The sequence below is a fragment of the Arthrobacter sp. AOP36-F1-5 genome (assembly GCF_058137995.1).
Window position 1 is genome coordinate 2,983,426 of the sequence record NZ_CM176892.1, and the last position, 16,127, is coordinate 2,999,552.

Sequence of the window (16,127 nt, forward strand, 5' to 3'; positions counted from 1 at the left end):
CGGCCCCTCCGATCGCGGCAACCAAGTATTGAGCCCGGCGAACGCGCCGAACTCGGAGTAGTGGCGACCGCGCGGGACCTCATGTTTCAGCCGGGTGGAAGCCTGAACCGAAGTGCCCCCAGCGATTTCGCCAAATACCCGGAACCCACGGGCCTAAACCCTTAGACCTCTAGTGAACCCACCTACATCGGTCCAGGAAGGGCTGACTCATCTCGAACAGATAGCCGATAGCGGACAGGGACACATCAACAGCTATTCCAGCCCCTAGAAACCAAGCACGGAAACGCCCAACCCGTCATTCCTCGTCGAGCTGGCCGGCGATGAGTTTCATGAGCTCAAAACGGGACTTGACTCCGCATTTGCGGTACACGTTGGTCAATCGCAGCTCGACTGTGCGTACAGAAATGAATAATTCATGTGCGATGCTCTGGTTTTTGTATCCCTTGGCGAGTAGCCGGACAACGGGCAGTTCCTTACCGTCGAGCAGCTCTAGGAGCGGCGATCCCGCTGAGGCCGGTTGTTCATCGTGGCAGGGCTCTATCTTTGAGCTCACCCCTATCTCATGGAAGATGCTCAAGGCTTCGCGTCTGGCTTCCATGCTCCGCCTGCCGTGGCCAAGTTCCTGTAACTTGTCGGCATAAGAAAATAATGTTCTCGCTCGCAAATACTCGTAGTTTCCATCAATCCACGACTCCACCAGCTCAGCGAATGCTTGAAGGGATTCCTCTCCGTCCAAAAGCTTTGCCTCACACCGTCTCAGGGTAAGGGCAGCCCAATTCGACGGGGTGTTCCCAGCAGCAACCTCAAGCTCCTGAAAAAGTTCTGTCGCCAGTTCGCGCTGCCCCAAAGCTAGCAACGTATCGATGTAGTCCCCATGGAATCTTAGAAATTGAGGATTCATCAGGTCCGCACCAACCTTCCAGGCCCGCGCGAAGTAGAACGACGCGACCTCGTGGTCGCGCGTCATCATCGCGATACGGGCCTGCCTTACCGCAATGAGCGCCTCTTGGGCGGGGCTCTGCCCCGGAGTGACTAGCTGGGCGGTCTCTCGCACAATCTCATTGGCACGTTTGGCGTCCCCGTCCAAGCTGGCCAGCGTTGCGGACATCAAGCCACGATTGACCTTGAACGATCGGCGCATCCCTCCACTTGCTTCGATCACTTCAAATACACCACGTGCGCGTTGATAGTTGCCTGCTCGACACTCGTTGAACCATTGCGCCTGTCTGGCCCCGTCGATCCAGAACCTCGGCACGCCGGTTACCTCGTCGAAGACCCGATTGAGTACGCCACGCGCATCCGCATAACGTTCCCCCAGCGTCAAAGCCCTCGCCACAAGAATCCGTGAAATTTCCCGCCCGAAGGCCACTTCGATGACGTGCAGAAGTGGCTCCAAGTCACGAGGCGCGGGAAGCGGCCGTCCTTCGAAGGCAAGTGCGTGCAATCGCAGGACTTCCGACGCGCCAGCCACGCTTTCAGCGCCCGCCCCGGTCAAGGAAATAGCCTGTCCCAGAACCTCGCGCGCCTCCGGCAATTCCCACCTTTCCAACAGACCGAGAGTCACGATGCACAACACCCGCGCACTACCGCCAGCATCCGTCTTTGGACGTTTCGCCAGTGCGGCCATGCTCGACGGCACGGAAACAATCTGATGCTGTGCAAAGTCGAGGAGGCCCATGAACACCACGAACTCCAACGGAAGCTTCTCCGGATGGACCGTTCCACGGGCAAACCGCAAATATCTTCGGGCAAGGTCATACTCCGCAGTCAGGATCAGTGACCTCACCAGGGGAACAAAGTCCTGGGCGACATCGGCGCCGTCGCTCAATGCCAAAGCACGCTCCGCAAATTCAATACCCACCCGGATAACGCCTCGCTCGACCGATAACGCCGCCGTGGCGAGCAGCTCAGCCGAATGTTCCCCGGACACCTGCAGGAAACTCGCGTGCCAAGCGTAGAGCCCTGGCCGCGTTTCCTTGCAAACATCCGCGAGTTGCTCATGTAGCTTCAGTCGCGCTGTCGAAGACAGCGCCCAAAGCCCAGTCGAATAGGCCGCGGAATCCTTGACAACGAGATATTCACCCTGCCGTTCCACGAAATCCTTGGCAATAAGCTCCTCAAGCCCTTCCAAGGACGCATCGTCCAGCAGGCGGAACACAGACTCCGGAATATAGGGTCCGCAGACCAACAAATCCAAAGAGCGCCGTGTTTCAACTCCGAGTCCGTCGAGGAAATCGGAAGTGAGAGCAGCCAGCTTCTTGCCGGGGCGCATGGGCACCGGTAGCGGTGTCGCCCCTTCGAGGACACTCATAGGCAACTCGCCCAAAATGCTCTTGAACGCCATGGGGCTGCCTGCGCTTGCGCGCGCCACACAGTCAAGAACCACGTAGCTGGTCGACGGAGGGGCGAGCGATCTACCCAGCTCAATGAGCGTGGCAACATCTAGGGGACGAAGTACTAAACGCGGGATACCAGCAAACGGACAGTCTGGTGTCACGCAAGCAACAGTCAGGACGGTACGCATACCCGTTGCAGCCATCCGACGGAGGACATACCCCAGCACCTGCTGGCTAGGTTCGTCGAGGAGATCCGCGTCGTCAATCAACACAAGAAGAGAATTAAGGTTCGCATCGCGCAAGAGCAAAACAATTTCCTGGGCAAGTTCAAAGGACGACTCGCGAGGCTTCGCGCGATGAAATACGGACAACAAATCGGTCCCTTGAGCGTCATCGATCGCAGCCAGAAACGCCGTTACCCCCGCCAATGGCCAGCAAGTCTCGATAGGATTTCCCCGAACAATTGCCACGTGGGAGTCAACTGAGGACGCAGCTGCATTCAGAATCGCCGTCTTGCCGCTCCCGTGTTCACCAACAAGTGCCAACGCCTCGCCTGCAGACGCTCGAACAACGCCCAGGACAGCCTTCAGTTCAGTGTTTCGACTAAAGAATTCCATGTGTTGGGCCCCCTTTTCTACGCCCCCGGGACGGTTGCGTTTCTACTGTGGTCGCAACCGACCATTCCGGCCCCGATGGAGACCCTTGGAATCATTGAGACCGTTCCAGGGGTCAGCCGCCCATTCTGTGCCGCCGGAGGCATAATGCACTACCAGCAACCGCTGTTCGCTCTATACAGTGCAGCAGCGGGTCAGCGTGGGCGGACTCTCAGCGAAACCGCTCTCTCCCAGGAAGCGGGTCTATCCCGATTCTTCATGAGAAGGCGATGCGTCTCATAAAGCGGGGCGACGAGGCCGTTTCTCACCATATAGGCCATGAGTTCCCAACCCTCACCTTTCCCCCGGAAAATGCGGACAACTCGGCACAACATACGGAAACTGCGGGATATGGGACACAGTTCTTCGCAAATGAGTCCTAGAAAGTTCTTTAGACGGCCCCTTCTCTGGGACAACGCCCGTCAGGAACAGCTCAATCACAGCAACTTGTGACCGCGCTCCCCCAATTAATCCGCAGGTTGTGTTCCCTGTCACCGAGCGGGTCCGCACCGTTCCTTAAAAACTCGCCAAGTATCCGCACAATGCCGCATTCGCCTCTCCTACAGGCAAATTCAGCCCATAACGTCGAATTGAGAACCGAAAATGCAAACGCAACCCACCCCGCATTTCCTTGCTCATTCAATATCTGAGGTCCACCATTGCTTAATTCATACCTTCCCACCCAGACAAGAGTCTTGAAGCAGCGCCGGGTATCTCGGCAGAACCAATCGCTTGCCCGGATAGCGTCAGGGTTCGCCCGAGCCGCAGGCGAGGGGCACTCATGATGCACGTCGCCAGCCTCACCGTGGCAGAACAAGCAACTCTCGGCCAACACGGAACGATGTTCGAAGACGTGCTGGGCTTCGTGGCACAGCTGAGCATGGTGCTCTGGAGTCTGGTAATCCTAACCACGATCATCCGCTTCATCGGCATCCAGAAGTACCGGCGAAACTCCAACAGGACCACTGGCGCCGAGGCACCAACCCCGAGCACCACCGTTACAGCCCCCCATCAGCTGTCTGACTCCGGATTGGCCCGCCTCGGTCTGATCGAGGTCGACACGGCTGAAGCAGAGGCCATACCCGCCTCGGCTGAACACTCCTACGTCTTGACGAGAGAACCAATCAGGAACGCTACCTTCGACGAGATACGCCCGCCAAGCCAGACGCGGACCATTGCTCCCACTTCCAAGAAGGTGCAGCATCCCACGCCTGACGAACGGCGCACCGAGTCCCGGCCACCCGCACTGGCCGGCAACTCCACGAGGAACTGAACATGGACATCGCGCTAGTGGCCATCTGGTTATTCGCCGGCGTCAGCATCCTCTACGTTGCGCACTTCGGCCTCTACCTAGTCGGGGCCAACTTCTACGACGTATGGCAGGAACGGCGAAAGGGCCTGAAGAGCCTCCTATCTCCCGTCCCCTACGAAACAGACTGCGCGGCGACAGCTACCTCCAGCGCCCGCGCGCTCCCTGAGGTGCCTGGGTTGGTCTCTATAGTCGTTGCCGCCCACAACGAAGAGGCAGTGATCGTCCAGACGCTTACTTCCATCCAACAAAGTACCTACCCCTCCTTCGAGGTCCTCGTAGCTGACGATGCATCCTCCGACCTCACCGGTCGACTGGTGCGCGACTTCCAAGTGCGTCACCCCGAGATCGAGCTCCGCCTCGTGCGGATGGGCAAGAACGTCGGCAAGGGCGAGGCCCTCAACACGGCGCTTCGCCGGCACGCACGCGGACAGTTCGTCATGACCCTCGACGCAGACTCGACAATCGAGCCGGACGCCATCACGAACGCACTGTCCTACTTCGACGACCCGTATGTAGCCGGTGTCGCCGCCAACGTGCAGATCCTGCAAGAGAAGTCATCGCTGGGCATCCTGCAACGGTTCGAGCACATGATCGGATACCGCTCGAAGAAGCTCTACTCGCTACTGAACTGCGAGTTCGTGGTGGGCGGAGTGGCCTCCACTTATCGGATGTGTGTGTTGCGCATGGTTGGTTTCTACGACACGGACACTTTAACGGAGGACATAGGCCTGAGCACGAAGATCACGAGTCTGGGTAATCGGCGCTTCCGAATGATCTACGGCGTCGACGTGGTCGCAAAGACAGAAGCAGTGCTTACGCTCCGTGCCTTGGCAAAGCAACGCTTCCGATGGAAGTACGGAAGCCTCCAGAACCTCATCAAATATCGTGGCATGATCCTCAATCCACGCCGTCGATTCACGCGCACGTTGACCTACTACCGGATGCCGATGGCGGTGCTCAGCGAATTCACGCTTCTCGTCTCGCCCCTGATTTGGGCCTGCGCCATCTACTGGTCGGTCGTCATGCAGACGTACGCGCTGATGCTCGGCGCATATGTGACGATCGTCGCCTACACGCTACTGACGGTCTGGATGGATGAGAACTTGACACCGCGTGAGCGTCGTTGGCTTTACCTTTTCGCGCCGACCTCATACTTCCTGTTCTACATCATGGAGATGGTACAGCTCGCTGCGGTGCTTCGATGTTTCGCCCAGCCACGTGGCCTGTTCCGTGGCTCCGAGAGCAGCACCTGGAAGTCGCCGCAACGGTCCGGCAGATCGGTGGCAGATCGTGCCGCATAAAGCTCCGGAGAGTTCCCCGTGTGCTAAAAATCCCGCTCACCGTGGTCGCCAAGAAGACCAGCCGGTCCCTACCGTGCACTGATGGTGGGACCCCCTAGCCAGAATCCTGCCGTTTAGGAACCTGCCCCCAGAGCCCCATCCGCCTGAGGCAGCCGAACCCAGCCCATCGCCCAGGCGTTCCAATATTTGCAGGGCCCGTGCTAGCCGCCCTGCTCTAGTGCCCGACGCTATCGCCCGCCAGAAGTGAAGAGGAAAATCATGACCAGAACCAGATCCAACATGGCCCGTGGGCAAGCCAAGCTCGTGACTCTCGTAGTTGCTGTGGGAGCCATGTCCGCCTCATTGCTGACCCCCGGGGTGGCGAATGCCGCAGTAGGCAACTCCGAGCCGTCCGCTTTGGTGTCTTTCACCTTTGATGACGGCCTCCTTAGTTCCATCACCGAGGCCGCCCCGACTCTCCAGAAGCACGGTCTTACGGGCACGAACTACGTGATCACCGACTGTGTTGGCATGACGGCTGTCCCGAACTCCTGCCGTGCCAACAGCGACGCGCCGTACATGACCTGGGCCCAGACAAAGCAGCTGCAGACCAAGTACGGCTGGGAGATCGGATCGCACGGAGTCGACCACCAATGCCTCGCTTCGACCGGTGACGACTGCCAGGCCGAAAGACTGACTGCGGCTCAGGTCGACGACCAGATGGCAAACAGCAAGGCCGCGCTGGCCGCGCAAGGCATCACCGCGACCGCCTTCGCACCGCCGTACGGCGACTACGATCAGACGGTAATGGCCAAGACGGCCAAGCACTACACGTCGATGCGTGGGTTCAAGGATACCGGAGTAAACCATTGGCCGTTCAGCGACTACTTGATCACCAATGTCCCGGTCCAGGAAGGCGTTGACACGGTGGATACCCTCAAGGCAAAAGTCGACCAGGCAATCGAATCCAAGACGTGGGTGGTGTTCACCTTCCATGACATCGTCAAGAAGCCCAGCAAGGACCCGGATGACTACCAGTTCGGTTCCAAGGAGCTGGACAAGCTTTCCGCTTACGTAAAGAAGAAGGTGAAGGGAGCCCAGATCAAGAACGTCAACGTTTCCGATGGCCTCGCAACGGGAACGCCCAACAAATTGCCCAACGCCAGCTTCAGCTCGGGAATCGACGAGGGCTGGAGGACTGACTCTCCATCAACCATCACAGCCGATGCCGAAGGTAATGGCAGTTTCCCCGACCCGACACACTCGGTGAAGCTCACCTCTGGGGAAGCTCCCTCGCACTTGTTTTCGCCACGGGTCCCCGTGAGCCCCGGGACGGATTATCTGTTCAAGACGTTCCTCAACGTCTCTTCGCTAACCTCTGGGGAGGTGGCGTTTTATGTCGACGAGTACGATGCGGCTGGAAACTGGGTCTCCGGGCAATACCGCAGCCGGGAGAACTCCAAATGGGTGGAGGCACTCAACTTCACCTACACTCCGAGCTCGAAGAACGTTGCCAACGCAAGCCTTCAGGTGGTCGTTCAGGGGAGCGGCATTACTGCCTACCTGGGCAACGTGGAGATGCTCGCCCTTGGAAAAGAGGCGACACCGCCACCGCCGCCTGCCAATCTAGTCGCCAACGGCACCTTCGATGCCGGACTCGGTGACGGCTGGAGGACCGACTCTGCAACGTCCATCATGGCCGACGACACCGGCAAGGGAGCCAGCGCCAACCCCATGAACTCCGTGAAGCTGCAAGGAACAAGTGACACCGGCCACCTATTTTCACCGCAGGTCAAGGTGGCATCAGGCGACTACAACATCTCGGCGCACCTCGACATCAAGAACCTCACCGCTGGTGAAGTTGGCTGGTACATCGACGAATACGACACCAATGGCAACTGGATCTCCGGGCAGTGGAAGCTCGCCAGCACCACAACCGGCGTCTCCAAGATCGACTTGGCCTACTCGCCGAGCACGGACAACGTCGCAAAAGCCAGCCTGCAGGTCTATGTCCCCGGCAACTCCGGAGTGCTCGCCTACATGGACGACGTCCGCTGGTGGCAGCGCTAAGGGGCGGGCACCAGTGCGTACCGATCCTGCTGGTGTCCGGCCTTCTGCTCATCCTCGCCGGTTGCTCCTCGAACGCCCCCGCACCGGAGCCCGACGTGTCCGTTGACCTGCTCCAGCAGGATTGGCGGCACATGCCAGGAGTAACGGGAGAAGGCGGCGGCTTGCATGTCGGGACCGACAGCGAGCGGAGCATCGTCGAACAGAATGGCCGCCCAGGCCAGCCGAACCCGTCGATCAACTTAGCCTCGATCCACCGATGGGAGCCGGTGAAGCAGGACGTCATTAACGCGGAGATGCCCGACTTTTCAAGGATAATTGGACTTGCGACAGTACAAATTTCCTGAAGAAGAAGGGCATCTCGCAGATGCAAGTTTCCCACACTCCCACGGCCCTGTCAGCCGCGTTCGACGAACCGAACCTCATCGCGGCGGCAGGTCTGGTCCCGGTCATGGAACTGGCCCGCGACTCTGGCCTGCATGAGCTGGCGGACAGGCAGCTGAGCGTGCCGACCGACAAAGGTGCCAACGCCGGCGCGAAGACCGCAGCGCTGGTTGCCGGGATGGCCGCCGGAGCCGATTCCATCGATGACATGACCGTGCTGCGCCACGGCGGGATGAAACGGCTCTTCGGCTCCTGCTACGCCCCCTCGACCCTGGGATCCTTCTTGCGGTCCTTCTCCTTCGGGCACGTCCGCCAGCTCGACGCCGTTGCCTCTCGTTTTTTGGGAAACCTCGCAAACAGGGCACCGCTGTTGGGCGATCCTGGTGCCGAGGAGTTCGTGTTCGTTGATGTCGATGACACGATCATCGAGGTCCACGGCTATGCCAAGCAGGGCTCCGGGTACGGATATTCAGGGGTCCGTGGGCTCAACGCGGTGCTGGCCATCGCCTCCACCGCCGATACTGCCCCGGTGATCCTGGCCCAGCGCCTGCGCAAAGGGGCCGCGAACTCGGCGCGTGGCGCCAAACGTCTCGTTGCCGATTCCCTGGCGACCCTGGGACGGATCCATGCCGAATCGCCAGTGCTCTGCCGCTTCGACTCCGCGTATTACGGCCATGCCGTCATCTCCACGGCTCTGGCTGGCGGTGCCGATGTCTCGGTGACGGCGCGCATGGACTCCGCGGTCAAACGCGCCATCTCCGGAATCGAGGAGGCCGCGTGGGAAAGCATCGAATACACCGATGCGATCTTCGACGAGACCGCCGGTGCCTGGATCTCGAAAGCCGAGGTCGCCGAAATTGACTTCACCGCTTTCTCCTCCCGGAAGAAGGCCGACCGGGTTCCCGGCCGACTGGTGGTACGCCGCATTCCGGAGCTGAATCCGAAGGCAACCGACGGGCAACCAACCTTGTTCGATGCCCATCGGTTCCACGCGTTCTTCACCACCGTGTCCATGGAAGCCATGGGCACCGTCGTCATGGACAAGACCCACCGCCGCCATGCGGTTATCGAGCAGGTGAACGCGGACCTGAAAAACAGTGCCCTGGCGCACTTGCCTTCGGGGCACTTCGGAGCCAACAGTGCCTGGTTGGCCGCCGCGGTCATGGCCTACAACCTCACCCGGACCGCCGGGGTACTGGCGGCGGGAAGGTTCCGCAAGGCCCGCACCGCGACGATCCGGGACAAACTTGTCAACGTCCCGGCCCGGATCGCCTCGAGTGCCCGTCGAATCCGATTGCACCTGCCCGAGGCATGGCCCTGGCAACAGGCGTGGGAGAAGCTCTTCGCTGCCGTTCATGCACCACCTCAGCGAGTCTGACTGATCGTTCACCAGCCGGACAACGGCATCATCAGGAACCATCGTGGAACATCATCGGCAGCGAGGCCGGGCCCTGAGTAGTGCCCAGTTTCCTTACACTCAAGACTTCAAAGAGCGTCCCGGTCCCTCATGGCAGGTCGGTGGATCAAGGCTTAGCCGGCACACACCTGGTGGCCGAAGGGAACTTCACTCTCAAGGCATCTTTCACCGACGTGTCCGCCGACGCATCATGGGCCGTCTATGACAGCCCCCCGGTGATCGCCGACGAGTTTCGGATTGAGCCAGCGGGTCTACGGCTTACCCTCCGCGGTGACGAGCTTGAGATTGCGGTCTTCGACGGCTCGCCCCAGCACGACGTTCCCCGACCTCAGCCGACGCACAACGAGTACGCAACGATCTCGAATCCGGAGGCCGTGCTCTCCGTGCACCGCTCTGGGGATACGCTCGAGATTGCCAGCGGAGGAGACACCGTGTCGTCATTGCCCCTCGGTGGTGTGTTCAAATCGGGGGACCTCTGGCTGGGGCTATCCAGCGCCAGTGGCTCATTCCAGGTCAGCTCCCTCACCGCCTCCGCGACGGAAGGCGCCGCCCTGCGTACCGCTGGCCCAGCAATCGCGCAGGCCGAGCAGTCGTCGGACGGGCTGCAGGCCCTAGTTGGCCTTATCCGCCCGGACTTTAGGCTTGGTGCGGCCGTGGCTTTGGGTCCGCTTGCCTCGGACGCGGACTACGCGCGAGAGCTAGTCGATAACTTCGGCGCTGTCACACCCGAGAACGCCATGAAGCCTCAAGCTCTCTCCCCGCAGAAGGGTTTGTACACCTTCGAAGAAGCCGACGCGATAATAGCGATCGCCGAGAGCAAGGGCATGACGGTGCACGGACACACCATCGCTTTTACCGAGGCCATGCCCCGGTGGATGCAGGAACTCCCCACGGGCTCCGACCGGGAGCGCCGCGACAGTGCAGAGGCCCTGCTCGACTACATTACGACCGTGGTGACACACTTCAAAGGAAAGCTCGACTCCCTCGACGTCGTCAACGAGCCGTTCGACGTGGACCAAGGGACCAGCTTCCAGCAGAACATCTGGTACCGGGTCTTCGGGCCGGACTACCCAGCTGTCGTCTCGCAGGCCGTTTATGACGCCGATCCGGACGTCAAACAGTTCATCAACGAAAACGGGGCTGACGTGCCGGGAACCCGTCAAGATGCCCTCCTCAAGCTAGCCGTAGACACAAATACTCTGGGTGGGCACATCGACGGTGTTGGCCTCCAGGCCCACGTCTACGACCTCGAGACCGACGCCATCTCCGCGGATGACCTCACCACCACGCTAAATATCTTCGAGGCGGCTGGACTCCACGTCCGCATCTCGGAGAACGACGTCACGGACGACCAAGGGACGGATGCCCAGGCGGAGCAGTACGCCGTCGTGCTTGCAACATGCCTGCGCTCACGAGCCTGCGTCTCCTACACGACGTGGGGCATAGACGACCGCTACAACTGGTGGATCGATGAAGACGGAAGCTTGCAGCAAGGCCACGACTACCTCTTCGATCACGGACAGCCGACACCGGCTTACGAAGCGATAAGGCGTGTGCTAGGCAACTGACCGTTCCATTGCTGGCGGACCGGCCAAGATGGACAGTAGCTTCCGGGGACATGAGACACCCCGACGACCGAGAGACCATTTTCTCGGGTCTGGGGCCTCCGATTTCTGCCGGCGAACACAGAGATGCTTCGGCTGGGTTCCCCCGTACTAGCCTCGATCAACCAACCCTTCTGCTAATGGACCACGATCGCTGCTTCGATTCTCCTCTCCCGGACGATGGGCCAGTCGTGGATGGGTCTTCCTCGACCGACAGCAATGGAACGGGCGTGAATTTTGGCCATCCTCGTGGAAGTCTGGCCAGAACACCCTCCAGCGTTACCGATCAGAGGCCCTAGCTCGGTGGCTGATGGGTCGCTTGTTGCCGATAGCAGCACGGACCCTGTGCTGATTGCATGTAAGAGTCCAGGCCCTTAGGGCGCTTCGGAGGGTTATCGCGCCGCCGTAGAACTTCGCAAGGTCCCCTTCGACGGCCGACGAGCACCACTTGGAACTACAACTCGACGAGCACTTGTTGAAACGAAGTTCGTCCAGAGCCGTCAAACGCGGCACATTGTGACCGCGGTCCCCTAGCGAATCCGCAGCATGTGCGCCACGTCTCCAGCCCGCCCCGCAGCCTTCTCCAAAAACACGTCAGATATCCGCAGGATGCCGCAAATTCCGCCGCAGCACCGTATGGACCCCACTAGCGTCGATTTGAGAACGGAATGAACATACACATTCCGCCCCCTTTTCCATCCTCGTTTAGAACTTGGAGCCAGGAAACTGGGGAGGCCCCCTGGTTATTAGGAACAGAAACACATGCTGCTATTTGTAATAGGCGCTTCTCTCGCCGGAGTCATAGCCATTCAAGCGTTTAGCGGAAGTGGGTCCAGGTGGCTCGTTCGTAATTTCCATCAAAATCACCGCCATCGGATCACCATCGCCTCACTCGCCGCATGCGTGTTTGCAGTAAATCTCTGGTGCCTGTTCTTTCCCATCGGTGCGGCTATCGGAGAGGTGGTCATTGGGGTCACGTTAGTGCTCTTTGCAGGCCTCATCGTCTGGCTCTACCGGTCAGCAGCCAGCCCGGACAGAACACCGAACCAAGCCCAGACCGTTCTAGCCGTGGGCGCCCACCCCGATGATCTGGAACTCGCCTGCGGAGGAACACTGGCGAAGCTGGTGGATTCAGGGTATGAGGTGCATGCGCTGATCATGAGCCACGGCCAGGTCGGCGGCGACAAGGCGCGCCGCCCCTCTGAAGCACTCGCCGGCAGCAACTATTTGGGTCTTTCATCTCTTGACGTCCTCGACTTGCCTGATACGTACCTCAGCCAGCACAACATGGAGATGGTGGAGGCCATCGAGGAGAAGATCAAGTCCCTCGGCCCGGTAATCGTGTTCACGCATTCTTCACACGATCACCATCAGGATCATCATGCAGTCCATCTGGCGACGCTTCGTGCTGCCCGCAGACACCCCTCGATCCTGTGTTTCGAAAGCCCGTCAACGACCCGAGGCTTCAATCCCAGCATCTATGTCGACATCGACGCCTATGTCGATATCAAGGTTCAGGCCGTCCAACTTCACCGGAATCAGAACGGAAAGCCCTACATGAGCGCCGACAGGGTCCGGGGCGTGGCTTCATTCCGCGGCAGCCAGGCCAAACGTGAATTCGCCGAGGGCTTCGAACCGGTCCGCCTACTCGCCTCAACCCCTGGAGCGTCACTATGAGAATCCTGATCACCGGTTGCGAAGGACCCGCCGGGCGTGCACTCGGTAGGCAACTCGCTTCCACCAAACATACGGTCATCGGTGCGGACATGACCCGCAGCTTGCATTCGATCTTCCAGACGACCGTGACCGTGCCGGCAGCGGCTGATCCGGCCATGCTGCCAGCCCTCCGACGGTTGTTGAAGGAGTACGAAATCGATGTTCTTATCCCGACAGTCAGCGACGAACTACCGCTCGTGGCTTTGGCATCTTCTTCCTTACTCACCCACGCGTCGGTCGTGATCGGCAATGAGACAGCCGTGACAACCGCTCACGACAAGTACCTGACCATGGCGAAACTGGCTTCGCAGTCCGTACCCGTACCGAACTTCGCGCTACCCAGTGATTTCTCGACGACCAAGGAAGCCCTGTCGCATTTTAGTGGCCCGGTCGTCGTCAAGCCCCGCGTGGCCAGGGGAGGACGTGGCGTGCTGGTGGTGGAGAAGCCCGGCGACATCGACTGGGCGTCCCTCGATGATGGCCAAATAGTCCAGGAGTTCGCCCCCGGAATCGAGTACGCCCCGATGGTCTACCGCCCCAAAGCTGCCCCTGCCAGCAGAGTTATTGTCGTTGTCGAGAAGACAGGTCTGAAGGAGGGCCGGGTCGGCAACGCCACCCACGTCAAGAGGGTCCCAAACATGGCCGCCCCTGACGTGGCGAAAACTGCTTTCCAAGCCACCGAGGCGCTCGGACTGGATGGACCAGCAGACCTGGACATTCGCCGCCGGACCGACGGCTCTCCCGTAGTGCTCGAAGTCAACGCACGATTCGGGGCTAACAGTGAGCACGCACCAGAAATCCTGAATGCCGCTCTCCTTGAACACCTGACAGTGGCGTTCCCAGAGGTGGGCTGACCCATGTTCTTGCCCGAAGACTGGCTCGAAATAACACTCTTGGTACTTGGCGGCGTCATACTCGTATTCGGGCTCCTGAAGCTCCTCTACGTCCCCCTGGCCATCAGTTTCGAACTGCTGGAGGGAAAGCGCCGGCGCAATAACCGTTGGACTCTACTCGATGAAAAGCCACTCGTCAGCATCGTCGTCCCTGCCTTCAACGAGTCGGTCGTCGTAGCCAATTGCGTCCACTCAATCATTGAAGCGCAGTACCCGCATAAGGAGATCATCCTCGTTGACGACGGGTCGACTGACGACACCGCGACAGTAATGGCCGCCTTCGCCTCTGAGCATTCAGAAGTGAGGGCCCTCAAACAGAAGAATGCAGGCAAAGGCGCGGCCTTGAACGCAGGAGCAGCCCTTGCTTCCGGGGACGTCCTGGTTTTTGTGGACGCAGACAGCCTCTTCCTCACGGACACCATCGAAAACATGCTGCGAGGGTTCAATCACGAAAAAGTTGGTGCCGTCTGTGGTGACGATCGGCCCGTCAACCTGGACTCCGTCCAGACCCGCCTCTTGACTGTCATCAGCCACATCGGGACCGGTTTGGTACGCCGCTCCTTGACGATCATGCGTTGCCTGCCAATCGTGTCCGGAAACTCCGGCGCCTTCAGACGCGACGTTCTCGAAAAGACTGGACCCTTCAACACAGATACCGTCGGCGAAGACCTCGAACTGACTTGGCGCGTCCACAAAGCCGGCTACCGGGTCAATTTCGCCCCACGCGCCCTGGTCTACGCCGAGTCCCCATCCACTATTCGGGGTCTGTGGAAACAGCGTGTCCGTTGGGCCCGTGGGCTACTTCAGACAACGGCGATGCACCGGGGCATGGTCGGCAACCTTCGATACCGGGTATTCGGTGCCTTCCTTGCCTTCAACACGATCACCATGGTCATTATCCCCATGATCCAACTGCTCGTTCTCCTGCTGCTGCCCGCAGCGCTCCTGACTGGTAGCAACCCGCTCCCCACCTCTGTCTGGCAAACCATAGGGTGGCTCGGTTTGATCACCACGGTGGTTCTGGCGGTGATCTCGATAGGGCTGAACAGTGCTTGGTCCGACCTACGTCACCTCTGGACGCTGCCAATATGGCCAATATATTCGGTATTCGTGGCCCTCACCATGGCGTCAGCCTTGTATATGCAAGCCGCGCGTCGCCCGAGCGTGTGGAACAAGCTTGAACGTACGGGGGTGGTCAGCGTCAACCATCCGGGGCATGCTGCCCGAACGAGTGCATGAATGAAGACAGCCAAACCCTCAGACAATTTACACGGCGACGCGTCTTGACCCTCGCTGGTGCCGCAACAACGATCGGATTAACGGCTAGCTGCATGTCCAGAGCCCATGTGCCCAGAGAACGCTCAGTCAGTTTCGGTTTCGAGGATGTCGTCGCCGAGAAGCCGCGATGGAGCTACTACGGAGACCAGCTCCACCGGGTGAACGCGAATGCGATGTCAATTAGCGTCGGCCGGGCCGACTGGACGGCTTTCCCCTGGGCCAGCCATCCGACCGCAACTGCGTCCAAAGTGTCCAAGACAGGCAGGGACTACGTCGCCGAAACAATCGACGCTCTCCAACCACGCCTAAGCGGTGACCAACAACTAACCCTGACGATCGACACGCTAGCCCCGGCACGACTAAAGGCCACACCAACGTTCGCTGGCGTCAACCCGCAGGGCAAAAAAGCAGACTCCTTCCCAAGTGTCAGCGCCCTATCCACTGGTCCGGTAGGTGACCGAATTGTAGAACTCACATCAGACGTCTGCTCACGCTACAACCCAGACCGGGTGTCCATTACCGAGCTCATGTTCGACGACTACACCTTCGGCAAGGAAGACCTGAACTCCTATAGAAACCACACCGGTGAGGCAGGATGGCCGCGCACCGCCAGCGGAGAAATCGACACAGAAGACCCTTCACTGGGTATCTGGCGCTCCGACGCCTTGGCTGAGCTTCTGTCGCGCATCAAAGCTGCGGCGTCCGTGCACGGTGCGAGATTAGACATGGACGTCCGAACTTCCTGGTCCAAACCCGGCGGCGATCGTGCTCATTCCGGACACTCTTACGATGTAGTGCTCGAAGAAGCGGACAGGATCGTTGTCTGGAACTATTTCGCCATCAACGGAAGCACCCCCGAGTACGGCGCCAAAATCGTTGATGCTCTGAAAGGCCGTGTGCAAGGCCGTTTCGTCATGTCAACCGGATTGTGGGCCGACGACGGCGTCATCAGTTCAGAAGAACTGGAAGCAAGCCTGACTGCGCTGGCACGATCAAACGTCGACGCCGTATCTGTGACTCCTGCGAGCCTGATGACCGAAAAGCATTGGGCAGCCCTGGAGAAACTGTGGAAGGTCTGAAATACCAAACAGCTACCCCTAAGAAATTCAGGACGCCAACAGAGCCAACAGAGCCAACAGAGCCAACAGAGCCAACAGAGCCAACAGAGCCAACAGAGCCAACAGAGC

General features: G+C 59.6%; 11 protein-coding genes. 10 read left to right on the forward strand and 1 reads right to left on the reverse strand.

The annotated features are described in order from the left end of the window. Positions 1 to 295: 295 nt before the first annotated feature. Positions 296 to 2,953 (reverse strand): helix-turn-helix transcriptional regulator, encoded by a 2,658-nt coding sequence (locus AC3ZI9_RS13710; RefSeq protein ID WP_489923689.1) that lies wholly within the window; start codon positions 2,951 to 2,953, stop codon positions 296 to 298. 817 nt (positions 2,954 to 3,770) lie between these two features. On the opposite strand from AC3ZI9_RS13710, the gene AC3ZI9_RS13715 reads away from it, so the two are divergent. The 10 genes from AC3ZI9_RS13715 (at position 3,771) to AC3ZI9_RS13760 (ending at position 16,019) form a co-directional block, all read left to right on the forward strand. Further along, entirely contained in the window at positions 3,771 to 4,262 is a 492-nt protein-coding gene (locus AC3ZI9_RS13715; protein ID WP_444566977.1) for a hypothetical protein, read from the forward strand. 2 nt (positions 4,263 to 4,264) lie between these two features. Beyond that, positions 4,265 to 5,602 carry a glycosyltransferase family 2 protein gene (locus AC3ZI9_RS13720; protein WP_444566978.1) on the forward strand — a complete coding sequence of 446 codons (1,338 nt, stop codon included), beginning with the start codon at positions 4,265 to 4,267 and terminating at the stop codon, positions 5,600 to 5,602. A gap of 330 nt (positions 5,603 to 5,932) precedes the next feature. Further along, positions 5,933 to 7,651 (forward strand): polysaccharide deacetylase family protein, encoded by a 1,719-nt coding sequence (locus tag AC3ZI9_RS13725; protein ID WP_444566979.1) that lies wholly within the window; start codon positions 5,933 to 5,935, stop codon positions 7,649 to 7,651. A gap of 95 nt (positions 7,652 to 7,746) precedes the next feature. Then, complete coding sequence (locus AC3ZI9_RS13730; protein WP_489923690.1) at positions 7,747 to 7,995, forward strand: hypothetical protein; 249 nt, start codon at positions 7,747 to 7,749, stop codon at positions 7,993 to 7,995. 20 nt (positions 7,996 to 8,015) lie between these two features. Then, complete coding sequence (locus tag AC3ZI9_RS13735) at positions 8,016 to 9,410, forward strand: IS1380 family transposase (protein WP_102598821.1); 1,395 nt, start codon at positions 8,016 to 8,018, stop codon at positions 9,408 to 9,410. A gap of 170 nt (positions 9,411 to 9,580) precedes the next feature. Beyond that, the gene (locus AC3ZI9_RS13740; protein WP_489923691.1) at positions 9,581 to 11,017 is read left to right on the forward strand and encodes an endo-1,4-beta-xylanase; all 1,437 of its coding nucleotides are present in this window, start codon (positions 9,581 to 9,583) and stop codon (positions 11,015 to 11,017) included. Between the two features lie 798 nt (positions 11,018 to 11,815). Then, positions 11,816 to 12,730: a PIG-L deacetylase family protein gene (locus AC3ZI9_RS13745; RefSeq protein ID WP_444566981.1), complete on the forward strand. Its 915-nt coding sequence runs from the start codon at positions 11,816 to 11,818 to the stop codon at positions 12,728 to 12,730. Then, positions 12,727 to 13,623 (forward strand): ATP-grasp domain-containing protein, encoded by an 897-nt coding sequence (locus AC3ZI9_RS13750; protein ID WP_444566982.1) that lies wholly within the window; start codon positions 12,727 to 12,729, stop codon positions 13,621 to 13,623. Before AC3ZI9_RS13745 ends, AC3ZI9_RS13750 begins: the two co-directional genes overlap by 4 nt. 3 nt (positions 13,624 to 13,626) lie before the next feature. Next, positions 13,627 to 14,901 carry a glycosyltransferase family 2 protein gene (locus AC3ZI9_RS13755; RefSeq protein WP_444566983.1) on the forward strand — a complete coding sequence of 425 codons (1,275 nt, stop codon included), beginning with the start codon at positions 13,627 to 13,629 and terminating at the stop codon, positions 14,899 to 14,901. 92 nt (positions 14,902 to 14,993) lie between these two features. Next, positions 14,994 to 16,019, forward strand: coding sequence for a hypothetical protein (locus AC3ZI9_RS13760; protein WP_489923692.1), 1,026 nt, complete (start codon positions 14,994 to 14,996; stop codon positions 16,017 to 16,019). Positions 16,020 to 16,127 lie beyond the last annotated feature (108 nt).